Origin of the sequence: Taklimakanibacter albus (genome assembly GCF_016595235.1) — a bacterium.
Classification (GTDB): Bacteria; Pseudomonadota; Alphaproteobacteria; order Rhizobiales; family Aestuariivirgaceae; genus Taklimakanibacter; species Taklimakanibacter albus.
Window position 1 is genome coordinate 2,276,044 of record NZ_JAENHL010000008.1, and the last position, 26,149, is coordinate 2,302,192.

Consider the following 26,149-nt stretch of genomic DNA (forward strand, 5'->3'; position numbering starts at 1 on the left):
GCCATAAACAGCCTGCCGCTCCCAACGCGCCGCCCAAATACGCGGCCTTGCTCTCAAGGAGAAGTGGCATGCCCCCCATCCGCTATGTCAGCCTCGCCGATCTCAAACCCTGGCCCGGCGCCGCGCGAACGCATTCCAAGAAACAGATCCGCCAGATCGCCGAAAGCATCCGGCGCTTCGGCTTCATCAATCCGATCGTGATCGATGAGGACTACCAGATCCTGGCCGGCCATGGTCGTGTCGAAGCGGCGCGCACGATGAGTCTTGAGGACGTACCCGCGCTACGTATCGACACAATGAGCGAGGCGGAGAAGCGCGCCTATGTGATCGCCGATAACAAGCTGGCGCTGTGTGCGGGATGGGAACGGAAGGTGTTAGGTGACGAATTGGAGAAGCTGCTCGCCGAAGATCTACATCTCGATATCGGAATCACGGGCTTCTCGACTGGCGAGGCAATGAAGACGGTCAACAAAGTTGACGCTGGAAGCAACTGATATTCGGGCGGCGTAAGTAATCGGATCAATTAATGCCCTACCAAGTGTGATGGTGAAATAATGGGCAGCGATCTTCCCGATAGCAACATCTCGCCCACAACCCCCTGGACTCCCCTCCCATTTCCCATATTGTATGACAAACTTCCGGGCCGGGCCCATTGGCGGGGTTTCTCGGCGGGGTGCTTTGTCGCCCGGAGATAAGAAGTCGACCTTTTAGAACTTCGCTCAATGGGAGGATTGCATGAAGCTTGGATCGTTGCTGGCCGGGTTTTCGGCCATTTGCGCTGCCGCTGTAGCGCTGGTGCCTTTGGGCGCCTCGGCGCAGGACAAGCCGTTCGAAGGGGTGACCGTCAATGTCATCACCCAGACCGGCGCCATTCAGGAGCCGCTGCAGCGCCGCGCGCCTGATTTCGAGAAGCTCACCGGCGCCAAGATCAATGTCATCGCGGTGCCCTTCTCCGACCTCTATCAAAAAGTATTGACCGACTGGGCGAGCGGCACCAACTCCGTCGACGCCGCGGTCTTCGCGCCGCAATGGATGGTCGATTATATCGCCGGCGGCTATCTCGAGGACCTGACGCCACGCGTCGATGCCGACAAGGACATACAACAGGACGATGTCGGCGCCTTCTTCCGCGACTTCTCGGAGAAGTACAACGGCAAGACCTATATGATCACCCTCGATGGCGACTTCCACATGATGTACTACCGCAAGGATGTGCTGGAAGCCGCCGGCCTCAAGGTGCCGACCACCTGGGACGAATATCTGGCGGTCGCCAAGGCCACCCACGGCAAGGACATGAATGGCGACGGCACACCGGACTTCGGCTCGTGCATCGCCAAGAAGCGCAATGCCCAGAGCTACTGGTTCGTGATGGACGTCGTCGGCGCCATGACGCAGTCCAAGGGCACCAATCAAGGCACCTTCTTCAACACCAAGGACATGACGCCGCTGGTCGACAACGAGGCGTTCCGCAAGGCACTCGACTTCCTGAAGGAGTCGACCCAATACGGGCCGCCGGATGAGCTCAATCTCGACGTGTCCGACACCCGCCCGCTCTTCGCTTCCGGCCGCTGCGCCCTCAATCTCGACTGGGGTGATGTCGGCACCATCGCCATCGACGCCAAGCAGTCGAAAGTGATGGGCAAATGGGGCGCGGCCATCATGCCGGGCTCGAAGGAAGTGCTGAACTGGGATACGGGCAAGCTCGAAGCCTGCTCGGCCGAGGCCTGTCCGCATGCGGTCGACGGCGTCAACCACGCGCCCTTCGCGGCCTTCGGCGGCTGGGGCGGCGGTATCAACGCCAAGGCGCAGGACAAAGTCAAGGACGCGGCCTATGCCTATTTCTCCTTTATGACGCAGCCGGCGCAGTCGAACTCCGACGTGACCATCGGCGGCACCGGCTTCAACCCCTATCGCACGTCGCAGCTCTCCTATAGCGACCTGTGGAAGGGCGCCGGCATGAGCGAGGACGAAGCGAAGATCTATCTCGGCGCCATCAATCAGAGCATGAGCAGCCCGAACATGATCCTCGATCTGCGCATCCCGCAGAACCAGAAATATCAGCAGGTGGTGCTGGACGAGGCGGTGTCGCGCTTCCTCGCCGGTGAGATCGACAAGGAGGCGACGGTGAAAGCGGTCGCCGACGGCTGGAACGAGCTCAATGACGAGATCGGCAAGGACCAGCAGCTGGAGTTCTACAAGGCCACGATCGGCGCGAAGTAGGACGATCTGAAACCGACCCGGCGCGGCGAGAGCGGCGCCGGGTTTTTCGTCACTTCATCGTCGGTCATCTGCTCTTATCCGCGATCCCACTCTCATCCGTCATCCCGGCGAAAGCCGGGATCCATTCAGGTGGGAGTTGTTCCGGCAACTCTGCCCGCAACTCGAGAATTTAATGGGTCCCGGCTTTCGCCGGGATGACGGAACTGAGAGGGGGAAGCAGCGTGACGAAACGGGGAAAGCATGAGACAGTGGCCGGAGGGGAGGACCATTGACCGCTTCCGCTGACAGCGCACAGGCCGCACCGCAGGCGACCGGCTGGGCCGAATGGCTCGACCGGCATTGCGGGCCGGTGATGGTGCTGCCGGCGGTGATCGTGATCCTGTGCTTCGCGCTCTTCCCGCTCATCATCTCGGCCTATCTGGCGCTGTCGCGTTTCGCGCTGGCACAAGGCGGCTTCACCTTGCGTTTCGTCGGGCTCGCCAATTTCAGGAAGCTCATCACCGGGTCGCAGCAATATCATCTGCTCGGCACGTTCGGTTCCTTGAGCGTCTTTCAATGGTTGCTGCTGGCGCTCGTCGCGGGCCTCCTCGTCCATGGTTTCTGGCGTCATTTCACCCGCGGCAGGCCGACGATCCTGGGTGTCGTCGGCAGGCTCATCACCGCTTCCATGGTGATGGGGCTGGCGACGCTCGCCATCGCCACCAGCGCCACCGGCGGCGTGCCCGGCACCGTCGTCAACACGCTGCTCTATGTGGTGGTCGGCGTCGCGGTTCAGTTCGCGCTGGGCTTAAGCCTGGCGCTGCTCTGCGGCCAGCCGATCCGCGGGCGCAATTTCTTCCGCGTCCTGTTCTTCATTCCGCTGATGGTGACGCCGGTCGGCATCGCCTACACCTTCCGCATGCTGGCCGACATGCAGAAAGGCCCCTTCGCGCCCATCACCCAGTTCCTCGGCATCACCGAATGGTCGTGGGCGACGGAAGCCTGGTCGGCGCGCCTCATGGTGCTGGTGGGCGACACCTGGCAATGGACGCCTTTCATGTTCATCGTGCTGCTGGCGGCGATCGAGAACCAGCCGCGCGACCAGGTCGAGGCGGCGCGGCTCGACGGCGCCAATGGCCTGCAGGTCTTCCGCGACATCACCTGGCCGGCCATCGCGCCCGTCGCCGCCACCATCGTGCTGATCCGGCTCATCGAGGCCTTCAAGATCATCGATCTTCCCAATGTGCTGACCGGTGGCGGCCCCGGCCTCGCCACCGAGTCGCTGACGCTCCATTCCTTCATCGCCTGGCGTACCCAGGATCTCGGCGGGTCGGCGGCGGTCGGCTACACTCTGCTGTTCATCTCGACCGTCATCTGCGTGTCCTTCTTCAATTTCGTGGTGCGGCCGGCGCGAGGGTCCGAAACATGAGCAGCGCTCCCGAAAGGTCCCTGCTGCGCCGCCTCATCGAGCCGCCCGCGATCGACGAGCAGTCGCCGGTTGGGCGCGTCGTCACCTATGCGATGCTGTTCGTCTGGTCGCTCGTCGTGCTGGTGCCGCTTTATTGGGTGCTGATCACCTCCTTCAAGGGGCCGGGCGAGGTCGATAACGGGCCGTTCTATATTCCCTTCGTCGACTTCCAGCCCTCGCTCGCCGCCTGGGACTTCATGCTGCTGCGGAACAATACGCTCGGGCCCTATCTCAATTCCGTGGTGGTGGCGCTGGCGAGCACGGTGCTGGCGGTGACGATCGGCGCGCTCGCGGCCTATTCCCTGGTGCGCATCCGCTTCGAGGTGAAGCTCGCCGCGGTCGCGCTGTTCATTCTGTTGCTCGTCGCCCTCATCATCGCGGTGACGAGCTTCGGCGTCGGCTGGCTGGTGGCCCTGACCGTGGCCCTGGCGCTGTTCGTCATCGGACTCTTCACCTTGCGCGGGCGCATGAAAGCGGCGGTCGGCAACAACGACATCGAATTCTGGATCATATCCAACCGCATCATGCCGCCCATCGTGGCGGTGCTGCCGATCTATGTGATGTTCCAGCAATTGCGCCTCCTCGACACGCAGGCCGCGCTGATCGCCACCTATACGGCGGTCAACCTGCCGATCGTGGTGTGGCTGACGCGGGATTTCTTCGCCGCCATCCCGATCGATCTCGAGGAAAGTGCCGAGATCGACGGCGCCTCGAAGCTGCGCGTCTTCTTGACGATTGCCTTGCCGCTGGTGCGCTCCGGCCTCGTCGCGACCTTCCTGCTGGTGTTGATCCTCGCCTGGAACGAATATCTGCTGGCCCTCTTCCTCTCCAACGCCAAGGCGCAGACCATGCCAGTGCTGGTCTCGGCACAGAATACAACGCGGGGCCCGCAATGGTGGAACATGTCGGTGCTGATCGTGGTGATGATCGCACCGGTCATCGTCATTGCGAGCGTGCTGCAGAAGCATATTGCGCGCGGGCTGCTGGTCGGCGCGGTGAAGGGATAGGGAGAAAGTCCACCCCATGAAAGTCACCCTCTCCCAGATCCACAAATCCTTCGGGCCGGTCCAGGTCGTCAAAGGCCTCGATCTCGAAATCACCGATGGCGAGTTCCTGGTGCTCTTGGGACCTTCCGGCTGCGGCAAGACCACGGCGCTGCGCATGGTGGCGGGGCTCGAGACGGTGACCTCGGGGCGCATATTGATCGGCGAGACCGACGTGACCCAGGTGCTGCCGAAATATCGCGACATCGCCATGGTGTTTCAATCCTATGCGCTCTATCCGCATATGACGGTCGCCGACAATATCGGCTATCCGCTCAAGATGCGCAAAGTGCCCGACGCCGACCGCCAGGCGGCGATCCGCGGCGCGGCGCAGAAGGTGCATCTCGAGGAGTATCTCGACCGCTTTCCGCGCCAGCTGTCGGGCGGCCAGCGTCAGCGCGTGGCGCTCGCCCGCGCCATGGTGCGGCGCCCTTCCGTCTTCCTGATGGACGAGCCGCTCTCCAATCTCGATGCCAAGCTCAGGGGCGCCATGCGCTCGGAGCTGAAAAGGCTGCAGGCCGAGCTCGGCGTCACCACCATCTATGTCACCCATGACCAGATCGAGGCGATGACGCTCGCTCATCGCGTGGCCATCATGAACAAGGGCGTGGTGCAGCAGATCGCCGAGCCGCGGCGCATCTATGACGACCCGGCCAATCTCTTCGTCGCGGGCTTCATCGGCTCGCCGCCGATGAATTTTCTCGAAGGCGATCTCGAACAAGGCGATTTCGTCTGGCCGGAAGGGCGCTTCAAGACCGGAACGCGCCGCGATCACTCGAAAGTGACCGTGGGCCTGCGCCCGGAGGACTGCCAGGTGACGACGGCCGACAAAGGCCGCATCAGCGCGCGCGTCTATGGGCTGGAGCTCATCGGCGACCACACGCTGATCATGTGCCAGGTGGGCGACAAGACCGTCACCGTGAAGGCCGATAAATCGGCCCATTATGAGATGGACGAGCCCATCAATATCGGCTTCGCCGACAAAGCCGTCTTCCTGTTCGACACGGCGACGGGCGCCCGCATCCGCTAGATCACGATGAATTTTGGATCTAATCGACCCAAAGTCATCGGCGTGATCGATTCATATGTCAGCGCGGGATTCGCGAAAAAGCCGGCATCCGCTTTTTCGCATCCCGCGCCAGCGCCGGGACTACCCTGCCGTCGCACATAAGATTCAGACATCCTTGAGTTGACCACCCGTTGCCGGCTCCGTCCTGAGTTGGTTGACAGAGTTGCCTATATGCAACACTGAGGATTCACGTGCGCTCACCATCGAATTCGAGTTGCGACGAATAACCGACACTCGCAGAGAGGGAGAATAATGTTATGTACGCAGATGCCAGCAAATTCCTCTGCGTAATTACAAACAAGAAGATTGAGACGGCGACTCGGCGGGCAGCGCCGTGAATTTGCAACAAACTCAAGGAAACAGAGGCATGAAATCATTCTACTTGGCTTGCGCCGGCGCATTGCTGCTGGGCTCATCGCTCACGGCGCCGGCGGCGGCCGCCGATCTCACCGACGATTACGCTTTCGCATGGGACGGCATCTATGCCGGCGTCCATGGCGGCTATCTCTGGGGCGATGCCGATGCCGAGCACGACACGCTCTCGGCCGATTTCGGCAAGAACTACGATCCTGCCGGCGGCTTCCTCGGCGCGCATGCGGGCTATCTGCATCAATTCGACAGCAATCTCGTTCTCGGCCTTGAAGCCGATTTCGACAAGGTCTGGGCCGATGGCGGGCTGGATCAGACCGACACGCCGGAATTCAATCCGTTCCCCGATGCCGATGGCGAGGCCAAGCTCAAATGGCAATCGTCGCTCAGAGCACGCTTCGGTTATGCCTTCGACCGCACGATGCCTTATGTCACCGGCGGCATTTCCTTCGCCCGGCTGCATTATTCGGAAGAGATCCTGCCCGAGACACCGATGTTCGACCAGGACGACAAGCGGACCATGTTCGGCTGGACGGTGGGCGGCGGCATCGCCCATGCCTTCAGCGACAATTGGATCGGCCATGTCGAATATCGCTATACCGATTATGGCTCGGAGAAATTCCTGCCGACGCCCGTCGCCAATCAGCCGGGTGATTCGAGCAAGATCGATCTCGAGACCCATGCGGTCAGGGTCGGCATCAGCTATCTGCTCGGCAACTGATCAATCCCAGCCTTCAGGCGCCCATTCCGAGAACCGGAATGGGCGCTTTATTTATGGGCGGCGAAGACCAGCAGGTCGAGGCGGGCGCCGTCCGGGCGCAGGACCTCGCGGCGCAAACGCGCCTCGAAGCGCATCTCGCGCGGTCCGTCGATGCGGGTGGCGCGCATCATGTGGAACAGCATCCGGCGATTGGTCGCCAGCACACCGACCGAGACCTTGTCGATGTCGCGCTCATCGAAAAGATGGAAGTTCAAAGCCCGCGTGGTCTCGAAGATGAGATCGCTGCCGCGGCTCGCTTTGTCGATGATGATGGCGGTCAGCATGGCGCGTTTGTGCTGCAGATTGACGTCGACGGTATAGAAGCCGATCAGCGCCGAAGTGTCTTTCCGGGAGATGCCGATCGCATAACGCGCGCGATTGTCATAGGCGGCAAGGAAAGCGCGCAAACGCTCGATCGTCCAGTTAACCTTGGGCAGATTGATGCCCTCCAGCACGTCGCGGTCGGCGAGCCAGCCCTGCATGACGGCGCTCGCGGCCTCGGCGCCGATGCTGCGCAGCCGGAAATTCTCCGTCTCGATGGCGAGCGGCCTGCCGCCGGGCGGAGTTCGCCGGCCACCTCCCGTCGCCTGGATGCTGCCCGGTACTAAACGGCGGCCTGGATGGGTCATGTCTTTCGTCTCATTCGTAAAGGGATCACAGACGCACCGCCCGAACCGGATGACCGTGCCGCGGATTGAGGCTCAGGCACCAGCGGAAGGACGGGGCTTCCGGCGACGTCAATTCCAGGCGAACCTCGTTCAGGATGGCGGCCAGAACGGTCATGACCTCGGCGGTGGCGAAATGCCGGCCGCCACAGACGCGCGGGCCTGTCGAGAAGGTCAACTTCGGCGCGCGGCCTTGTGCGGGGTCCGCCTGCAGATGCATACGCCAGGGATCGGGCCACCGATCGCGCGCATGATTGATGCCAATGATAGAGATCAGGACGAGATCGCCGGGCGCCACGACGCGGTCGCTCAACGGGTCCTCGGCCAGTGCTCTGAAGATGAGCACCGGCGTCGGTGGGAATATGCGCATCGTCTCCGTCACGAAGCGGCTGAACTCTTCATCGCGCTGCAGCCCGGCGAGCGTGGCGCCGTCCGAGCGCCAGACGTCACGCAGGCGCGCGCGCAGGGCCTCCTGAAGCTCCGGCTCGCGCGCCAGCAGGTAGATGCCCCAGCCGATGGCGGCGGCCGATGTCTCGGAGCCCGCGGCGAGGAACATCAGAAGCTCATGCTCGAGCTTGAATGTCTTGTCGGTCTCCTCGTGGCGCAGGAAGTCCGACAGCATAGGGTCGGCCGGCGTCATGGTCCGGCGGATCGAGCTCAGCCGTTGCAAGGCCTGATGGCGGAGCGCCAGAAAGGCTCTTGTGCGGCCGGGATCGATCGGCACGCGCGCTGCCGCATCGAGGCGATGGCGCGCCGAGAAGAAGGAATAGTCGACCGCATAATCCAGCATCGCGGCGATTTCGGAGAAATCCGAGAAGCCGAGGCTCGCCCATGAGCGGTCGAACAGGGCCTCCATCAGGATACCGCTGGTGATGATGCGGAACAGGCCGTCATCGAGACGCGGACTTTTCCGCGCAGCCTCGGCCAGCAGCAAATCGGCACCCAGCCGGCCATGATGGCGGCTCAACGCAAAGATGCGGGCCGGGTCGCATTTGCTCAAATGATGCTGACTGAGCCTCTGGCGCGACTGCCAGGCCTCGCCATTCTCGGTGAGGCGCGACGGCCCGATGACCTGGCTCAGCCAGCCGAGCGCCTTTTCGTAACGCTCCGTCCTGAGGCGCAGGATGCGCTCGGCGTCGGCGGGATCCTGGACGACCAGGAAGGAACGGCCGCCGAAATCGATCTCGACATTGCGGCCGTTAGACTCATCCGCCAGCCGGAAGAGCCGCTCCGCCAGATCGTCCTCAGCGCGGCCGCTATGCACGTTGCGCAGCAGCCTTCATCTCTTCGATCATCCGGGCGAGATCGGCGACGGTGCGGACATCCATCAGCGCCACCGGATCAGGCTCCTGACCGGTGGCCTCCTCGATCTCCAGCATCAATGCTTCGAAAGTAAGACTGTCCATGCCTTTGATCTCGGCGATATCGGCGTCATCCGCTATCGCGTCGGCCGGAATAAAAAAGGCGCGCGCGATAATCGTCTTGATCGTTGCCAATTCGCTCAAAATTTTCTCCCGCTTCCGGCATGACGACGAGCGCACTAGTGTCCCGAATCCGAAGTTCGCCACTGCCAGCGGCACCTTCCGAGCGAACTTCGGATTCGGAAGGACACTAGAAAACTTAATGATTCTAGTGTGCTTTTGAACGCGAAGTTCCTGTCGGTGCAAGCCGCCTGATATCAGGAACTTCGCGTTCAGCACACTAGACAGAATTGATCGGGCAGTGTCAAAGCGCAACCCGTTGCCGCAGCGGCATAAGCGTCCGGCACGACCACGCCGTTAAACCTAGCCGCTTCACACCCTTAAATTGATCATCGCTTCATCTTGTGGTAAATCTGAACCAGACCTGAAGAACTGATTCAGCAAACCGACAGGCAGGATCGCCTAGCGTGCCCGTCATTGCAGCGATCCCTCTAGGTTTGAAGCATTCCTTTCCAAAATGCTCCGCAACCGCTGGGTAGCGGTGGTCCTGCAGGAAATAGACATTGGAAAGGAATGAACTATGGCCGCACAGGCTAAAATGCTGAGCTCGTGGATTCACGTCGCCAATCCCAGCCGCTCGACCCGGGACGTGCTCAACCTCACGGTCGGCGGAACGATCATGTTGAATCAGGAGGCGGTCAATGCCGTCGCCGGCCGGCTGATGGGCGTCACCGTCAGGGTGATGGACAGCGACACCGCCGATGACGATCTGCTCCTCACCGATACGAGCTTTCAGATCGGCGTGCACGACACCTCGCCGCGGCCATTCATCCTGAGCGTGATCGTGCCGGCGTCCAAGCTCAACAACTGCGAGCCCTTCTATGAAAGCCGGGCCGAGATCTACTGCAAGGTGTCGGCGCGCTCCGGCACGGTGCAGACCAATGCGGCGAATACATCGACGGTGAGCGTCGCGATCGATTGAAGTCCTCAGGGCTTCCCCCTCTCCCGTCCGCAGGATGGGAGAGGGTGCCCGACAGGGCGGGTGAGGGCTCTTCCGATTGCGCAAGCTAGATCAAGAAAAGAGCCCTCATCCGGCCTTCGGCCACCTTCTCCCATTGCTTCGCAACGGGCGAAGGGAAAAACTCGACGTAGCTCGCCTTACTCAAGCCGCGAGGTCGGCCTCGATCAGGAACGGTCCGCGCTGCGCCATCGCTTTGGCGAGCAGCGCGTCGAATTCCTCGGCCGTCTTCGCCGCGCCGCCCGGCACGCCCATGCCTTTCGCCAGAGACGGCCAGTCGATGTCGGGATCGCCGAGCGATGTCATGGCGAGCGCCTTGGGGCCCGGATTGACGACGCCGACATTGCTCAGCTCATGACGCAGGATCGCATAAGAGCGGTTCGACAGCACGATGGTCACGATATCGAGCTTCTCCCGCGCATGCGTCCACAAAGCCTGGTTCGTATACATGCCGGAGCCGTCGGCCTGCAGCACGACGACCTTGCGCTCCGGACAGGCGACGGCGGCGCCGATGGCGAGCGGCAGGCCGATGCCGATGGCACCGCCAGTCAGGCGCAATTGGGTGAAGGCCGGGGCGGTGCGCAAGGCCGCATGGATCGGGCCGCCGGTCGTCAAAGCCTCATCGCAGATGATCGCATCGGCGGGGAGACGGTTGGCCAAAGACGCGCCGATCGCGGCGCTGGTCAGCTTGCCCTTGGGCAGCGGCCGCGCCTTCTCCGCCGTCACATGGCGCGGTGTCTTGCCTTCGACGCCCAAAGCGGCGGCGAGAGTCGCCACCGCCGCGCGGCCGTCCTCATCGGGATGCGCCAGGACATGGACCTGGCAATCATCAGGCAGGAGCTTGCCGGGCTTGCCGGGGTAAGCGAAGAAACCGACCGGCGGGCGCGAACCAATCAGGATGCAGCGCTTGAAGTGCTTCAGCCGCCTCACCGCGTCATCGACCGGATAAGGCACGGGGTCCAGGCCGACACGGCCGGCGCCGCGCTCGACCCGCGCATTGCTGGTCTCGGTGAGCAGTTCGGCGCCGGTGCCTTGCGCGATGCGGTCGATATTGTCGAGCGCCGAGGGATCGCTCAGCACATCACCATGGAGGAGGAGAAGTGTCGGTTCGCCTCTACGCAACACGGCGGCGATAGTATCGATGCGCTCGGGCCCCGGCACCGGCCGTCTGGCGACGGCTTGCGGTGGTGCTGGCTCCTGCGCCGGGTTCCAGGCCGTGTCGGCCGGGAGAATGAGCGTGGCGATGCCGCCGGCACCTTCCTGCGCCCGGCGCACCGCTTCGGCCGCATCGCCGGCAACCGATGCGGCATCACGCGCCGATTTGACCCAGACCGACCAGGTACGGGCCAAGCCTTCGATGTCACTGGTCAGCGGCGCGTCGAGATGGCGATGATAGGTGGCGTGATCGCCGACGATATTCACCATCGGCGTCGCGGCGCGCATCGCATTGTGGAGATTGGCGCCGGCATTGGCGAGACCCGGCCCCAGATGCAGCAGCGTCGCCGCCGGCGTCCCCGCCATGCGGGCATAACCATCGGCCGCCGCCGAGACGACACCTTCGAACAGGCAGAGAATGCAGCGAATGTCGGGATTGGAATCGAGCGCGCCCAGGAAATGCATCTCCGACGTGCCCGGATTGGCGAAGCAGACCTTGACGCCCGAATCGACAAGCGTCTGCACGAGTGTTTCCGCACCGTTCATCCTATGTGCCCCCTAACGTAGTGTTTGCTTGACGATCAGCGCATCGACGGCGACCGCGCGGTCGGCATAGACCATCAGAGGATTGACGTCGAGTTCCATCAGGTCATCGAGATGATCGGCGGCGTAGGTGGCAATCGCACAGATCGCGTCGACGACCTTGGCGATATCGGCCTTGGGCTTGCCGCGGAAGCCGTCGAGCAGTTTGAAGCTGCGCAGCTGCCGCAGCTCCGTTTCGATGTCGGCGCGGCTCACGGGCAAGAGAAGCTGGCGGGCATCCTCCATCAACTCGACGAGAATGCCGCCGGCGCCGATCACCAGCACCATGCCGAAGAGCGGATCGCGCTTCACGCCGACGATCAGCTCGGCCAAGGGCGCCGGCTGCATCGGCTCCATCAGGAAGGTATCAAGCGCGATGCCGGGCGCGTGCTTCAGCACATTGGTGGCCATCCGTTGCGCTGCGGCGCAAAGCTCGTCGGCGGTCGTGAGATTGAGTGATACGCCACCGACCTCGGTCTTGTGCGGCAAGCGGTCGTCGAGCACCTTGAGCGCGACAGGGCCGTCCAGGGACGGCGGATTGTTTCGCAGATCATCCAAGGTGACGACGTGGCCCGGCGGCACCGACAATCCGTAGGCCGCCAGCTCCTGCTTGCTTATTCTTTCATTCAGCGTCTCCGCCGATCCGGTGAGCGGAGCCAGCGCATAGGGCAAGTCGGGAAGGCCGCGCGCGGAATCCGCACGCCGCATCGCCGAATAATCGGCCCAATGCGCCATGACCTTGCCGGCGTCATGCAGACCCTGCAAGGGCACGACGCCCATGCCGAGCGCCGCCGCGCGCATCGGGCCCGAGATCGATTCCGGATTGACCGAGGCCAGGATGACGGGCTTGGCGGTGGCCTCGCCCGCCTTGGCCAAAGCGCGGACCATGGCGGTGAGCGGCTCGGCTATTTCGGTCCCCAACTGCAGCGGCGGCGGATCGAGCACGATCATGCCGTGGTCGTAGCCGTCGGACAGCAGCGCCGTGAAGATCGGCGTCAGGAGATCCTCGGCGCCCCAATAGCCGGCGGTGAAATCGAGCGGGTTGGAGACATGGCCGTAACTCGGCAGTTGCGGCGCGATGGCGGCCTTCTGCGCCTCAGTGGGCTGCGGCAGAGCGAGGCCGGCGGCGCTGAGAAAATCGGCGGCCAGGCCGTTGTCGCCGCCGGAGCTCGAGAAGACGGCGGTACGGTTGCCGGTGAAAGGCGGCGCGAAGGAAGCGAGCTTCAGCATCTCGAGAAATTGCGGCACCGTCTCGGTGGCGATGACACCGAGCCTTCGGAACAGCGCGTCGTAAAGCTCGTTGCGCCCGGCGAGCGAGCTCGTATGGCTCACCGCCAATTGCGCGCCGAGCTCCGACGTTCCGGTCCGGCAGATGATCACCGGCATGCCCTCGGCGCGGGCGCGCAGGCAGGCCTTGGCAAAAGCCGGCACGCTGCGGATGCCTTCCATGAACAGGCCGATGCAGGTGACATTCGGGTCATCGATGAGGAAATCGATGTAGTCCTCGAAGCCGAGCACCGCCTGATTGCCGGCGCTGATCATGTAGCTGAAGGGCGTCGCGCGCTGGCTGCCGGACAGGTGGATGCAGACATTGCCGCTCTGGCCGATGACGGCGGCGCCGCGCCGCGCCGGAAGCGCCAGATACTCCGACGTCCACATGCTGGCGTCGTTCGCATAATTGATCAGGCCGTAGCAATTGGGTCCGACCACCGCGAGATCGCCCGCCGCGGCGATAAGCCTCTGCGTGCGCTCGGCGCCCGCCTCGCCCTGTTCCGAAAATCCGGCGGCATAACAGATGACGCCGCCGGCGCCCATTCGGTTCAGCTCGGCCACCGCGGCGACGGTCGCCTCGGCCGGCACCGCCAGATAGGACGCGTCGGGCGCCACCGGCAGGTCGGCCAGCGAGCGATAGCATTTATGCCCGGCGATCTCGTCGCGGCCCGGATTGACGACATAGACCTCGCCCGCGAAATCATGCTTGCGCAAGGAGCGTAGCGCCATCTCGGCGAACTTGCCGCCGATGAAGGCGATGTGCCGGGGCGCCAGCAGGCGGGCGAGATTGGCCCGGCGCGCGGCACTCAGTATGGTATCGCCGGGCCGCGCTTGCATGTTCATTTGCGCGCCGCCTTCACGTCCTGCCAATCCTTGGCGCTCATCAACCGGCCGAGAAAATTGAACTGCCCGGCGCCCTGAAGCCATTCGCCGCCATCGATGGTGACACATTCGCCATTGATATAGGCGGCCTGGTCGCAGACGAGATAGGCGGCCAGATCGGCGAGCTCGTCATGGCGGCCGGCACGGCGCAGCGGGTTCTTCTCCTCGAATTCCTTGGCGAGCTCGGGCTTCGGCACCAGGCGCTCCCAGGCGCCTTCGGTGGGAAAGGGGCCGGGAGCGATGGCATTGAGCCTGATGCCGCGGCCGCCCCATTCGACCGCGAGCGAGCGCGTCATCGCCAGGACGCCGGCCTTGGCCATGGCCGAGGGCACGACAAAGGCCGAGCCGGTGAAGGCATAGGTGGTGACGATCGACAGCACCGTGCCGGCATGCCCCGCCGCCAGCCAGCGCTTGCCGCAGCCGAGCGTCGCATAGGCGCTGCCATGCAGCACGATGCCCAGTACCGCATCGACGGCGCGGTGCGACAGGCTTTCGGTCGGTGCGGTGAAATTGCCGGCGGCATTGTTGACGAGGATGTCGAGCGCGCCGTTCTCCCAGATCGCCGACAACATTGCATCGACCTGGTCGGGATCGCGGATATCGCAGCGGATGAACTCGGCGCTGCCGCGGCCCAGCACCACGAGCTCAGCCACCGTCTTCGCCAGCACCTCCTCGCGCCGGCCGCAGATCACCACATGGGCGCCGAGCGCCATATAGCGCTGGGTGATCGAGCGGCCGATGCCAGTGCCGCCGCCGGTCACCAGCACGCGCTTGCCGGCGAGGAGATCATCCTTGAACATGTGGGCTTCCTTCCTCCCGGACCGGCATGGTGGTTGGATAATTGGCCGGGTCCTCGTTGAACAGCTTGCAGATCCAGTCACGCACCAGCATGCGGCAGGTCTCGAGGTCGTAGCTCTTTTCGAGAGTCCAGCCGAGCCACAGGCCGTCGATCAGCTGAGTGAACATCAGCGCCGAGTGGCGGATGTCGATCTCCATGTTGCGCTCGGCCGCCGCCCTGGTCATCAGCCGCTCGGTCGAGGCGCGGAAACGCGCCCAGAGATTGCGATGATGCTCGAGCAATTTCGGGTTCGACAGCGCGGTGCTCCAGAAATGCAGCGTCACCTGCGAATAGCGGCGCTCCTGGGCGAAGGTGATGAGGCCGGCGGCGATGAGGCGGCGGAACGGATCTGGCCCGGCGGCGCGGACCGCCAGGCGCGCCTCCTTGTCGAGCTCGGCATTCAAATGCTGGAAGGCCGCCATCAAGAGGTCGTCCTTGCTCTCGAAATAATGGCCGATCAGGCCGCGCGACACGCCGCTCTCCTCGCAGATCGTCTGGACCGTCGAGTTCTGGTAGCCGTATTTCTCGATCGAGCGCAGCGTGCCCAGGATGAGGTCGTTGCGCCGCGTCTCGATGGTGAGAACCCGCTTGATGGCCCGTTTCATGCGCGCTTTCCTCAGCCCGTCATCCCGGCGAAAGCCGGGATCCATTGAACAAGTGCAAGATGGGCGACGTTGTCCGCTCGGCAAGAATTTAGTGGATCCCGGCTTTCGCCGGGATGACGAGAATGGGGTGGATGGAGATTTCGCATGAGCCGCCTTCAATGATCCCGGGCATTAACGCCTGTACTTTCCGAGAGTATCGCGCGCAATGACATCACGGTGGATCTCGGAAGTGCCCTCCCAGATACGCTCAATGCGCGCATCGCGCCAGAAGCGCTGGATCGGGAAATCCTCCATCACGCCCATGCCGCCGAAGATCTGCAACGCATTGTCGGTGACCCGGCCGACCATCTCGGAGGCGAAGAGATTGACCATCGAGGCCTCGTCACGCGTGAGCCTGCCCTCATCCATCTTCCAGGCCGCCTCCTTGACCATCAGCTCGGCGATCTTGATGTCGGTCGCCATGTCGGCGATCTTGAAGCCGGTGCCCTGGAATTCGCCGATCGTCTTGCCGAAGGCCTTGCGGTTGGCGGCCCAGTCGCAGGCCATGGCGAAGACCCGCTCGGCGCGGCCGAGACAATGTGCCGACAGCATCACGCGGCCGGAATAGAGCCAGTCATTGGCGAAGTTGAAGCCGCCCCCCTCCTCGCCCAGGATCTTGGTCTCAGGCACCCGCACATTGTCGAGATAGATCATGTTCGGATTGTAGCCGCGGGTGCAGATCGACTTCATCGGCTCGATGCGCAGGCCGGGCAGGTCGCGGTCGAGCAGGAAGGAGGTGAAGCGCTTGCGCGGACCTTTCGGCGTCTCGTCCATGCCGGTCACGGCGAAGAGGATGATGAAGTCGGCCACATCGGCATGCGAGATGAACTGCTTGACGCCGTTGATGACCCAGTCCGATCCGTCGCGCTTGGCATTGGTCACGATGGCGCGCGCATCCGAACCCGCCCCCGGCTCGGTGAGCGCGAAGCAGTCGATCTTGTCGCCGCGAATGGCGGGCATCAGATATTCGTCGACCTGATCGCCCTTGCAGCCGAGCAGGATCTTGGTCGGACGCTTGATGAGCAGCGACAGAGCGGCCGACGGCTTGCCGAGCACGCGCTCGACCTGCGCCATGGTCTGGTAGTCGAGGCCGCCACCGCCGAGCTCCTCCGGCATGTTCATGGCGTAATAGCCGGCCGCCTTCGCCTTGGTCCTTATGTCGTCGGCAACCTCCTGCGGCACGGCGCGCGTTTCCTCGACGACCGCCTCATGCGGATAGAGCTCCGTCTCGACGAAGTCGGTGAGCGCGTCGACAAGAGTCTGCTGCTCGAAAGTCAGTGAGAAATCCATGAACTCCCCCTCATGCGCCGATGAATTTGGGCTCGCGCCGCTCATTGGCGGCGGCCAGGCCCTCGGCATGGTCCCTGGTGGTGACGCAAATCCTGCCGGCTGCCTGCTCCTCGATCTGCTGCTCGGGCAGGCTGCGGCCGAAAGCGCTGTCGATGAGCTTCTTGGTAAGCGCGATGGCGACTGTCGGCCCGGCGGCCAGGCGGCTGGCGAATTCGAGCGTGCGGTCGGTGAGCTCGGCCACCGGATACACGTCGCCGACGAGGCGGTTGGCCTTGGCGGTGGCCGCATCCCAGAGCTCGCCGGTAAAGGCAAAGCGCTTGGCCAGCTCGACGCCGATGATGCGCGGCATCAGCCAGGTGCCGCCGCAGTCGGGCGCGAAGCCGACGCGGATATAGGAGCAGACGAATTTCGCGCGTTCCGAGGCGTAGCGAAAGTCGCAGGCGAGCGCCATGTCGAGGCCGGCGCCGACCGCAGCGCCATCGATCATCGCAATGGTCGGCTTCGGGCAGCGGGCGACGTCCTGCACCATCTTGATGCACTCCTCGACCCAGTCATTATTGGGAAAGGGATCGATGCCGGCATTTTTGTCGGCCCATTCGCGCACATCGGCGCCGGCGCAGAAGCCGCCGCCGCGCCCGGTCAGGATGACGGCGCGCATCTTCGGATCGGCGGAGGCCTCCTTGATCGCCTTGCGCAACTGAAGCAGCAGCGCCGTATTGAGGGCGTTGCGCGCCCGCGGCCGGTTGAGCGCGATGACTCCGACATCGCCGTGGCGCTCGATCTCGATATGACTTTCCATGGTCAAACTCCTCTCGGTGGCTAGCGGCCCCGCCATTGCGGCGGCCGCTTTTCGAGAAAGGCCCGCGGCCCTTCGATCGCATCTTCAGATTTCTGCATGGCGCGATAGGTCGCGAGCCCATCATCCGGCGAGCGCGAGATCCGCATCGCCTCGGTGATCGGCATGCCGTCGATGGCGCGCATCACCTGCTTGAAGGCCTGCAGCGCCAGCGGCGCGCCTTCCGCCACTTGTGCGGCGAGACGGCGCGCCTGGTCATCGAGCTCGGCGCGCGCACAGACAGTGTTTGCAAGGCCCCAGCGCAAGGCCTCGTCGGCCAGCATCGGGCGGCCGCTATAGATCATTTCCAGCGCGACATTGTAGGGAATACGCTTGGGCAGGCGCTGCAGCCCGCCGGCATCGGGCAGGATGCCGCGGCGCATTTCCGGCAGCTGGAAATACGCGTGGTCCGCCATCAGGATGATGTCGCAGGCGAGCGCCAGCTCGAAGCCGCCACCGACCGCCGGACCGTTCACCGCCGCGATCAGCGGCTTGTCGAGGCTCCACAAAGAGGTGATGCCGCCGAAGCCGCCGGGCACCGTTTCTCCCGCCTCGTCGCCGGCATAGGCGGCGACCTCATTGAAGTCCCAGCCGGCGGAGAAAGCGCGATCGCCCGGCGCCGTCAGGATGCCGACATTCAGATGCGGCGTCTGCTGCAGATAGGTCGCCGCGGTGAAGATGGCATGGCTCAAACGGCGGCAGATCGCATTGACCTTGGGCTTCACCATGCGGATCTCCAGCACGGCGCCGAATTCCTGCGTTTCGATCAATCCTTGCGTGTTCGGCATCACGGCCGGCTCTCCTTCTTGCGGTTGGCCAGCAATTGGAGCACGAGCGGCGGGATGGTGGCGAGCGCGATCAGCAAGGTCGAGACGGCGGCAATGGTCGGATCGACCTCGTCGCGCAAGGTCGAGAACATCACCTGGGTCAGGGGCGCCTTTTCACCCTTGGAAATGAAGACGGCAACGACGACCTCGTCGAAGGCGACGATGAAGCTGAGCAGCGCCGCCGAGATCACCGAATATTTGATCTGCGGCAAGGTCACGGTGAGGAAGGCGACCAGGCGGTTGGCGCCCAGACTCCGCGCCACCATCTCCTGGTTCATGTCATAGCTGCGCAGACCGGCGCCGACCGTCACCAGCACGAAGGGGATGGCGATCATCGTGTTGACGAGAACGAGCCCGGTGACGGTGTTGAGCAGGCCCAACGCGGCATAGGCGAAGAAGGTGCCGATGGCGATGAGAATGGACGGCACCATGAGCGGCAGGACCAGCGTGCCATAAAGCGCGCCGCGCAAGGCATGGCGCGTGACATGCAAACCATAGGCCGCCATGGTGCCGAAAACGGTCGCCAGCACCATGGCGCCCAACGCCATGCGCAGCGACACGCTGGTGGCCAGCTGCCATTTCTCGCTGGTAAGAAAAGTCTCGTACCAGCGCAGCGAATAGCCGGGCGGTGGGAAGGTAAGCGAATTCGACGACGAAAACGACATCGGGATGACGATCAAGGTCGGCGCCACCAGGAACAGCAGGACAAGCCCTGTCAGGGCGAAAAGCCAGAGCCGGCGTTTGGGATCGACATGGCTTTCCATCATTGCGCCTCCGTCTCGACCGGTGTCAGCTTGCGCACCGCGATCCAGCTCAACAGCAGGAATGCCGCCGTGAGGATCAGAAGCACGACGGCAAGTGCCGAGGCCGGCCCCCAGGTCGGGAACAACGAGACCGACGCCTCGATCCGTTGCGAGATCATCTGCACCTTGCCGCCACCCAGAATGACGGGCGTGATGTAGAAGCCGAGCGACATGACGAAGACCAGCATCGCCCCGGCGATGAGGCCCGGCGCCGACAAGGGCAGGAAGATGTCGCGGAAGGCGCGGCTCGGCGAGGCGCCGAGATTGCCGGCGGCGCGCAGCAGATTGCCGTCGATGGCGCGCATCGCGGCATAGAGCGGCAGGACCAGGAAGGGCAGCATGATATGCACCATGCCGATGACGGTGCCCGCCATATTGTGCACGAGCTGCAGAGGCTGGTCGATGAGGCCCAGATCGATCAGGGCCGAATTGACGACGCCGCGGCGCTGCAGCAGGACGAGCCAGGCATAGGTGCGCACCAGAAGCGACGTCCAGCATGGGATCAGCACCGCCAGCATCAGGATGTTGCTGATCTTCTCGGGCAGGAGATTGAGCGTATAGGCGACCGGATAGCCGAGCAGGACGCAGATGAGGGTGACCCACAGGCTCACCTGGAACGTGGTCACGAAGATGGCGACATAGGCGCCCTCGGTCCAGATGCGCGTGTAGTTCTCGAAGGACAGGCCACCGTCGGCGCCTAAGAAGGACAGCGACATGAGCCAGCCGATCGGCACGAAAAGCAGGATCAGCACGAGCAGGCTCGCCGGCAGCGCCAGACGCAGGATATTGGCGCGCTCGCGCTTTTCCTGGCGCGCTAGGAGATCGGTGTTGAAGGCGATCGCGCCGGCCATCTAGGCCTCCGCCGAAACGATATGCGCGTCGGCGCGGTGCAAGAGCACATTCACGTGCGTGCCGGCCTCGGGCGAGAAGCCGGCATTGCCGGCCCGGTTCTGCAGGCGCAGATGCGCCATCTCGCCGCCGCCCAGCCTTACGGTGACGAGCAGGCTGTCGCCCTGGAAGATGCGCTCGACCACCTGGCCCGCAAAGACGTTGCAGTCATTGGCCGTCGCGCGCTCGCCGATGGGCGCCAGCGTCAAACGTTCCGGGCGCAGCATCAAGAGCGGCGATACAACCGCTACCTTGTCGGGTTCGGCGAGCTTCAGATCGGTTCCCTGATAGCAAAGGCCGCGCGCGCAAGGCGTCACGGCAAGGAAATGCGATTCACCGATGAACTGGGCGACGAAACGGCTCTCCGGCCTGGCATAGAGCCGGTCAGGCGTCGCCACCTGCATCAGGCGGCCTTGCGAGAAGACGGCGATGCGGTTCGACATGGTGAGCGCCTCGCGCTGGTCATGGGTGACCGAGATCGTCGTCATGCCGAGACGATCATGCAGCTTGCGGATCTCGATCTGCATCGTCTCGCGCAACTGCTTGTCGAGCGCCGACAATGGCTCGTCCATCAGCAGGATGCGCGGCTCGAAGACGATGGCGCGGGCAAGGGCGATGCGCTGGCGCTGGCCGCCCGAGAGCTGGTCGATGCGGCGCTCGCCATAACCGACAAGCTGCACCAGATCGAGCGCGCGCTTCACCCGCGCCTCGCGTTCGGCCGCACCCAGCCCTCTGATCCGCAGGGGATAGGCGATGTTGCCAGCGACATTCATATGCGGAAACAGCGCGTAGTTCTGGAACACCATGCCGATATCGCGCTTATGCGGCGGCAGATGGACGATCTCCTCCGCGCCGATGCGGATCGAGCCCTGCGTCGGGCGCGAGAAGCCGGCGATCATCATCAGCAAGGTCGTCTTGCCGGAGCCGGAAGGGCCGAGCAGCGTCATGAGCTCGCCGGCTTCGATATTGAGCGAAGCATCATCGACGGCCTTGACGGTACCGTAGTGCTTGCTCAATGCGCGGATGCTCACCGGCAGAGCGTGCCTTGATGGGGTGCTCATGATCTGGCCTGCAAAAAATGCCTGACAGCGATGATCACGCCGCCGCTGGCGCGGCGGCGCAAGGTCCTTATTGCTGCATGAACTTGTCCCACATCTCCTGCGCCTTCTGGCCGTTCTCAGCCCAGAAGGGCTTGTCGATGATGATCTGCAGCGGAAGATTCTTCTCGCTCGTCACCACATTCTCGGCCTGCTCAGGCGTGATCTTGCCGGTCTTGAAGGCGTCCTGGTTGATCGGGCCGTAGGGGATATATTGCGGCAGATTGGCCTGGTATTCGGGCGAGGTCAGATAGTTGATCACCTTCATCGCCGCGTCCTTATGGGGTGCACCCTTGGGCACGATCAGGCATTCGACGTCGATGACGCCCTGATTCATCGTATAGGCATAAGGAGCACCCTCCTTGATGGCGGCATCAATGCGGGCCGCCCAGATGGCCAGCATGTCCACTTCCTGGCTCTGCGCCAGCTGCGCCGCCTGCGCGCCGGTGCCCCACCAGACCGAGATATTCGGCTTGATTTCGGAAAGCTTCTTGAAGGCTGCATCGAAATCGATCGGATAGATCTTGTCCTTAGGCGTTCCGGCGGCGAGAAGGCCGATCTCGAGATTGGCGGCCGGCGAGACGCCGCTCAAAGCCCGCGTGCCGGGAAATTTCTCGACGTCGAAGAAATCGGCCCAGCTCTTCGGCGGATTGTCCTTATAGACATCCTTGTTGTAGGCGAGAACCGTCGAATAAGCGGTGAAGCCCACCCAATGATCGGCGACGAGATGCTTGGGGATGCCGGCGGTGTTCTTGATGACGGTGTAGTCGAGCGGCTCGAGCAGACCTTCATTGGCGGCCTGCTGGCACTGGCCGGCGTAAAGCTCGACAATGTCCCATTCGACAGCGCCCGCCGCCACCTGGGCCCGCACCTCGGGCAGGCCGCCCTGCAGGCTGTAGTCGCGGATCTTGATGCCGTGATCGGCGGTGATCGGATCCAGGAACGCCTTGCGCACCGCCTGCTGATAGGCGCCGCCATAAGAGGCGTAACCCACCGTGTCCTCGGCCGATGCGGATGAAATCGAAAGCACGACGCCAAGCGTACATGCCAGAGCGAACTTCTTCATTGTCTCCTCCCATTCGGCGGAACGCTTTGTTTCCTGCCTGGTCCTAACGCTATGAAAAATTTGTTGGACGTTCAACAAATTTTTTGAGACTTGAGAGAAATAGTCCTATCTGATTGTTTTGAAAGCAGATTATCTTTACTTCACTTGACCTTTCCGGCGCGCGTCAGCCATCAACACGGCAAGCGCACAGGACAAAAGGCGGCAGCGCGGACCATCGGCGCGGCTCGTCAGCATGATCGGCACGCGGGCGCCGAGCACGATGCCGGCGGCATCCGCCCCCGACAGGAAGACCAGCTGCTTGGCCAGCATGTTGCCGGATTCGATGTCGGGCACGAGCAGGATGTCGGCATCGCCCGCGACCTGGGAGATGATGCCCTTTTCGCGCGCGGCCTCGGCGCTGATGGCATTGTCGAAGGCGAGCGGGCCGTCGATGACCGCATCGGCGATCTGGCCGCGATCGGCCATCTTGCACAGAGCAGCGGCATCGAGCGTCGCCGGCATCTTCGGATTGACCGTCTCGACCGCCGCCAGCACGCCGACTTTCGGCAACTTGTCGAAGCCGAAGACGACACGCCACAAATTGACGGCGTTCTGCACGATATCGGCCTTGGCGGCGAGGTCGGGCTCGATATTGACCGCCGCATCGGTGATGATGAAGGGTTTGGGATAATTGCCGATGCTCATCAGGAAGGCATGCGAGATGCGCCGCTCGGTTCGGAGGCCTGAGGCGATGCGCACCACCGCGCCCAGCAATTCATCGGTGTGGAGCGCCCCCTTCATGATGGCGCCGACCTTGCCCTGCGCGGCGAGCTCGGCGCCACGGGCCGCTGCCTCATGGCTGTGCTCGGTGTCGATGACCTCGTAACCGGCAATGGCGACGCCCGCTTCCGTTGCGGCCGCCTCGATGCGGGCGCGTGGACCGACCAGCACCGGGATGATGAGCTTTTCCTTCACCGCCTCGGCCACCGCCTCGAGGACGTTGGACTTCACCGGGTGGACCACAGCGGTCGGCACCGGGGGCAGGTTCCGGCACAGATTGAGAATGGCGGTGTAGTGATCGGCGGACATCGGGGCACTTCCTCGCACGCGGCAATGCCCGATCTTCTAACCGCCTGGCGAGCCTGCGGCCAGCGGTTGTGGATCGGTCGGCCCGGGTGATATGCTTGGCCGATCCTGGTTCCCGCGGTGGAGTGCTGGCTTGGCTGAGGTTGAAACTGCACGCCGCCTGGCGGCGATCATGGCGGCGGATATCGTCGGCTACAGCCGGCTCATGGAGGCCAATGAGGAGCGCACCTTGGCCTCGCTGCGCCAGCTGCGGCACGAATTCTTCGATCCGGCGGTCGCCAAGCACCGGGGCCGCATCTTCAAGACGATCGGCGATGGTTTCCTGGTGGAATTCGGCAGCGTGATCGATGCCACGCGCTGCGCCATGGAGGTGCAGGGGGGCATGCCGCATCGTAACGAGGCGCTTCCCGAGGACCGCCACATCAAGTTCCGCGTCGGACTCCATGTCGGCGACATGATCGTCGAAGGCGACGACATCTATGGCGACGGCGTCAATATCGCCGCCCGCCTCGAGGGCCTCGCCGCACCCGGCGGCATCGCCTGCTCGGCGGCGGTGCGCGACCATGTCGGCCACAAGCTCGATATCGATTTCGTCGATCAGGGCGAAAAGGCGGTCAAGAACATCGCCCAACCGCTACATGTCTACTTCGTTGGTCCGGTCCGGGCCGAGGAGCACGCGCCCTTTCCTGCGCATCGCGGCAAACCCACGATCGCCATCCTGCCCTTCGCCAATATGAGCTCTGATGCCGAGCAGGAATTCTTCAGCGACGGCATCACCGAGGATCTGATCACCGATCTCTCCAAGGTCTCAGGCCTGCAGGTGCTGAGCCGGAATACCGTCTTCACCTTCAAAGGAAAGGCGCAAAATCTGCAGCAGACGGCGCGGCAGCTCGGCGTCGAATATCTGGTCGAAGGCAGCGTGCGCAAGGCCGGGAGCAAGGTGAGGATCACCGCGCAATTGATCGAAGGTGCCACCGACCATCATCTCTGGGCCGAACGTTTCGACCGTGACCTGACCGACATCTTCGCCGTGCAGGACGAGATCACCAAGACCATCGTGGCACAATTGCGCGTCAAGCTGCTGCCCGACGAGCGTGCCGCGATCGAGGACGCGCCCACCCAGAATATCGAGGCCTATACCGCCTTTCTCAAAGGCAAGCAGATCTTCCGGGTCGGGACCCGCCAGTCGCTGGTGCGGGCGCGGCAGATGTATGCGCGCGCCTTGGAGCTCGATCCATCCTACGCAATGGCCTATGTCGGACTCGCCAATTGCGCCTCCTATCTCAAGTCCTTCCATGGCTTCGACATCACCGCTGACGAGATCCTGGCAACGATCGACAAGGCATTGCGGATCAATCCCGCTTTGGCCGAAGCCCATGCGGCGCGCGGCATCGTCTTCGCCATCGACGACCGGCGGGAAGAGAGCATCGCCGCCTTCCGCAAGGCGCTGGAGAGCGATCCGAACAACTGGGAAGCCACCTATCATTTCGGCCGTTTCTATTTCACCATCGGCGATTTCCAGTCCGCTTTGGCCCTGTTCCTGCGGGCGATGGAATTGCAGCCCGAGGATTACGAGTCGGTGACCTTCCTCTCGATGACGCTGGAAGCATTGGGTCGTCGGGCAGAGGGCGTCACCTACGCACAGATCGCCGTGAAGAGAGCCAAGCAGGCGCTGAGCCAGACGCCCGAAAATCCCCGTCCGGCCCAGCTCCTGGCGAATATCCATGCCTATCTGGGCGAGCGCCAGCATGCCGAGGCATGGATCAAGCGCGCTTTCGAGATCGATCCCGACGACAATCACGTGCGTTACAACGCGGCCTGCGTCTATTCGATGCTGGGCGAGTTCGACAAAGCTTTCGATCTGCTCGACATCTGGGTCCATCACGCGGCGCGCGATTCCAAATTGTGGTTCCTCAGCGATCCGGATTTTACCGCGCTGCGGCGGCATCCGCGTTATGCGGACCTTCTCAAGCAGATCGAAGGCGTTGTCGGCCGGTAGAGCGCAGGCCCCTCTCTCGGAAACGGTCCGGCGCTCTACCGCATTGCTTTACGCATCCGTTTATCCGAAAACCACTTTGCACTTTTCGGACCAATGCCCCAATGTCCACGCTGCTCTATTTCGCCTATGGCTCGAACATGATGACGGCGCGGCTCCAGGCGCGCTGCCCTAGCGCCCGCCCCGCCGGTATCGCATTTGCGGATAACCATCGGCTGACTTTCTGGAAAAGAGGGCGCGACGGGTCGGGCAAGGGCCATCTCGCCGCAAGCCCCGGCCTGGCGCAGCCAGGCGTGCTGTTCACACTCAGCCCCGATGACCTCATCGCGCTTGACGGCTTCGAAGGCGCGGGGCGGGGCTATCGGCGGGCCAATGATTTCATCGTTCGCCTAAGGGACACGGGCAAGATCACGCAAGCGGCGACCTATATCGCCACCGATCTCGACGAGACGCTGCAACCCTATGACTGGTATCTGGCGCTGATCCTCGCCGGCGCGCGCGAGCATGCATTCGACGAGAAGATCGTGCGAGACCTCAGTGCGACGGCCTGTCGTGAAGATCCCGACCGGACGCGCGCCAGCCGGTACGAAGCCCTCGGCCTGTTGCGCGGCAGGATTACTGATCGGACGTGATGCACTCGGTGTCCCAGGTCGCGGTCGGATATTTCTCCTGGAACTCGGTCTTCGCCATCTGGCATTGCTCGTCGTTCTCGAACGGCATCGGCGTCGTCACCAAGCCACCATCCGTATCGAAGACGACGAGATACCAGAGCGCCGCGGCGATGATGGACATGGCTAAGATTCCTTCTCTCTTACATGAAAGGTATGACGAGGATATTCGGCAAAAAATGGACCAGATCAACCGCTTTCACGACATGTAACGTTTAAGTTACAGAGA

25 protein-coding genes are annotated in these 26,149 nt (G+C 63.2%); 9 read left to right on the plus strand and 16 right to left on the minus strand.

Annotated elements, in window-relative coordinates; translation table 11 throughout:
- Positions 1-68 precede the first annotated feature (68 nt).
- The 6 genes from JHL16_RS33830 (at position 69) to JHL16_RS33855 (ending at position 6,869) form a co-directional block, all read left to right on the plus strand.
- The gene (locus tag JHL16_RS33830) at positions 69-494 is read left to right on the plus strand and encodes a ParB/Srx family N-terminal domain-containing protein (protein WP_200189270.1); all 426 of its coding nucleotides are present in this window, start codon (positions 69-71) and stop codon (positions 492-494) included.
- 241 nt (positions 495-735) lie between these two features.
- Positions 736-2,220, plus strand: a complete 1,485-nt coding sequence (locus JHL16_RS33835) for an ABC transporter substrate-binding protein (RefSeq protein ID WP_200189275.1) — start codon at positions 736-738, stop codon at positions 2,218-2,220.
- A 268-nt stretch (positions 2,221-2,488) separates the two neighbouring features.
- Positions 2,489-3,628, plus strand: a complete 1,140-nt coding sequence (locus JHL16_RS33840; protein ID WP_200189277.1) for a carbohydrate ABC transporter permease — start codon at positions 2,489-2,491, stop codon at positions 3,626-3,628.
- On the plus strand, positions 3,625-4,674 hold the full coding sequence (locus tag JHL16_RS33845; protein WP_200189279.1) for a carbohydrate ABC transporter permease: 1,050 nt from the start codon (positions 3,625-3,627) through the stop codon (positions 4,672-4,674). Before JHL16_RS33840 ends, JHL16_RS33845 begins: the two co-directional genes overlap by 4 nt.
- 16 nt (positions 4,675-4,690) lie before the next feature.
- Positions 4,691-5,740 (plus strand): ABC transporter ATP-binding protein, encoded by a 1,050-nt coding sequence (locus JHL16_RS33850; RefSeq protein WP_200189281.1) that lies wholly within the window; start codon positions 4,691-4,693, stop codon positions 5,738-5,740.
- Positions 5,741-6,146: 406 nt separating this feature from the next.
- Positions 6,147-6,869, plus strand: a complete 723-nt coding sequence (locus JHL16_RS33855) for an outer membrane protein (RefSeq protein WP_200189283.1) — start codon at positions 6,147-6,149, stop codon at positions 6,867-6,869.
- Positions 6,870-6,916: 47 nt separating this feature from the next.
- Here JHL16_RS33855 and JHL16_RS33860 read toward each other — a convergent pair whose 3' ends face one another.
- The 3 genes from JHL16_RS33860 to JHL16_RS33870 are packed head-to-tail and all read right to left on the minus strand — an operon-like array spanning position 6,917 to position 9,078.
- A complete protein-coding gene (locus JHL16_RS33860) occupies positions 6,917-7,537 on the minus strand; it encodes a GNAT family N-acetyltransferase (RefSeq protein WP_200189285.1) in 621 nt (206 codons plus the stop codon).
- Positions 7,538-7,562: 25 nt separating this feature from the next.
- Complete coding sequence (locus JHL16_RS33865; protein WP_200189296.1) at positions 7,563-8,837, minus strand: cytochrome P450; 1,275 nt, start codon at positions 8,835-8,837, stop codon at positions 7,563-7,565.
- Positions 8,830-9,078 (minus strand): acyl carrier protein, encoded by a 249-nt coding sequence (locus JHL16_RS33870; RefSeq protein WP_200189298.1) that lies wholly within the window; start codon positions 9,076-9,078, stop codon positions 8,830-8,832. The genes JHL16_RS33865 and JHL16_RS33870 overlap by 8 nt, the downstream gene beginning before the upstream one ends.
- Positions 9,079-9,574: 496 nt before the next feature.
- Here JHL16_RS33870 and JHL16_RS33875 point away from each other — a divergent pair, with 496 nt between their 5' ends.
- Positions 9,575-9,976: a hypothetical protein gene (locus JHL16_RS33875; protein WP_200189300.1), complete on the plus strand. Its 402-nt coding sequence runs from the start codon at positions 9,575-9,577 to the stop codon at positions 9,974-9,976.
- A gap of 180 nt (positions 9,977-10,156) precedes the next feature.
- Here JHL16_RS33875 and JHL16_RS33880 read toward each other — a convergent pair whose 3' ends face one another.
- From JHL16_RS33880 to JHL16_RS33935, 12 genes are all read right to left on the minus strand, one after another.
- Positions 10,157-11,713, minus strand: a complete 1,557-nt coding sequence (locus JHL16_RS33880; protein ID WP_200189302.1) for an acetolactate synthase large subunit — start codon at positions 11,711-11,713, stop codon at positions 10,157-10,159.
- A gap of 12 nt (positions 11,714-11,725) precedes the next feature.
- Entirely contained in the window at positions 11,726-13,864 is a 2,139-nt protein-coding gene (locus JHL16_RS33885) for an acetate--CoA ligase family protein (RefSeq protein WP_200189304.1), read from the minus strand.
- Positions 13,861-14,703 carry an SDR family oxidoreductase gene (locus JHL16_RS33890; RefSeq protein ID WP_200189306.1) on the minus strand — a complete coding sequence of 281 codons (843 nt, stop codon included), beginning with the start codon at positions 14,701-14,703 and terminating at the stop codon, positions 13,861-13,863. Before JHL16_RS33890 ends, JHL16_RS33885 begins: the two co-directional genes overlap by 4 nt.
- Positions 14,690-15,346, minus strand: a complete 657-nt coding sequence (locus JHL16_RS33895) for a TetR family transcriptional regulator C-terminal domain-containing protein (RefSeq protein ID WP_200189308.1) — start codon at positions 15,344-15,346, stop codon at positions 14,690-14,692. The genes JHL16_RS33890 and JHL16_RS33895 overlap by 14 nt, the downstream gene beginning before the upstream one ends.
- Before the next feature lie 171 nt (positions 15,347-15,517).
- Positions 15,518-16,675 carry an acyl-CoA dehydrogenase family protein gene (locus tag JHL16_RS33900; RefSeq protein WP_200189309.1) on the minus strand — a complete coding sequence of 386 codons (1,158 nt, stop codon included), beginning with the start codon at positions 16,673-16,675 and terminating at the stop codon, positions 15,518-15,520.
- Between the two features lie 10 nt (positions 16,676-16,685).
- On the minus strand, positions 16,686-17,474 hold the full coding sequence (locus JHL16_RS33905; protein WP_200189311.1) for an enoyl-CoA hydratase/isomerase family protein: 789 nt from the start codon (positions 17,472-17,474) through the stop codon (positions 16,686-16,688).
- A gap of 20 nt (positions 17,475-17,494) precedes the next feature.
- Positions 17,495-18,298, minus strand: a complete 804-nt coding sequence (locus JHL16_RS33910) for an enoyl-CoA hydratase-related protein (protein WP_200189313.1) — start codon at positions 18,296-18,298, stop codon at positions 17,495-17,497.
- Positions 18,298-19,104: an ABC transporter permease gene (locus JHL16_RS33915; protein ID WP_348647320.1), complete on the minus strand. Its 807-nt coding sequence runs from the start codon at positions 19,102-19,104 to the stop codon at positions 18,298-18,300. Before JHL16_RS33915 ends, JHL16_RS33910 begins: the two co-directional genes overlap by 1 nt.
- The gene (locus JHL16_RS33920) at positions 19,101-19,991 is read right to left on the minus strand and encodes an ABC transporter permease (RefSeq protein ID WP_210346114.1); all 891 of its coding nucleotides are present in this window, start codon (positions 19,989-19,991) and stop codon (positions 19,101-19,103) included. Before JHL16_RS33920 ends, JHL16_RS33915 begins: the two co-directional genes overlap by 4 nt.
- Positions 19,992-21,089: an ABC transporter ATP-binding protein gene (locus JHL16_RS33925; protein WP_200189314.1), complete on the minus strand. Its 1,098-nt coding sequence runs from the start codon at positions 21,087-21,089 to the stop codon at positions 19,992-19,994.
- 67 nt (positions 21,090-21,156) lie between these two features.
- A complete protein-coding gene (locus JHL16_RS33930) occupies positions 21,157-22,191 on the minus strand; it encodes an ABC transporter substrate-binding protein (protein WP_200189316.1) in 1,035 nt (344 codons plus the stop codon).
- A 135-nt stretch (positions 22,192-22,326) separates the two neighbouring features.
- Positions 22,327-23,259: a bifunctional enoyl-CoA hydratase/phosphate acetyltransferase gene (locus JHL16_RS33935; RefSeq protein WP_200189318.1), complete on the minus strand. Its 933-nt coding sequence runs from the start codon at positions 23,257-23,259 to the stop codon at positions 22,327-22,329.
- A 169-nt stretch (positions 23,260-23,428) separates the two neighbouring features.
- On the opposite strand from JHL16_RS33935, the gene JHL16_RS33940 reads away from it, so the two are divergent.
- The gene (locus tag JHL16_RS33940) at positions 23,429-25,255 is read left to right on the plus strand and encodes an adenylate/guanylate cyclase domain-containing protein (RefSeq protein WP_246771367.1); all 1,827 of its coding nucleotides are present in this window, start codon (positions 23,429-23,431) and stop codon (positions 25,253-25,255) included.
- 101 nt (positions 25,256-25,356) lie between these two features.
- Positions 25,357-25,884 carry a gamma-glutamylcyclotransferase family protein gene (locus tag JHL16_RS33945; protein ID WP_200189321.1) on the plus strand — a complete coding sequence of 176 codons (528 nt, stop codon included), beginning with the start codon at positions 25,357-25,359 and terminating at the stop codon, positions 25,882-25,884.
- Here the strand turns inward: JHL16_RS33945 and JHL16_RS33950 are convergent.
- Positions 25,868-26,044: a hypothetical protein gene (locus JHL16_RS33950; RefSeq protein ID WP_200189322.1), complete on the minus strand. Its 177-nt coding sequence runs from the start codon at positions 26,042-26,044 to the stop codon at positions 25,868-25,870. The genes JHL16_RS33945 and JHL16_RS33950 overlap by 17 nt on opposite strands.
- Positions 26,045-26,149: the final 105 nt, after the last annotated feature.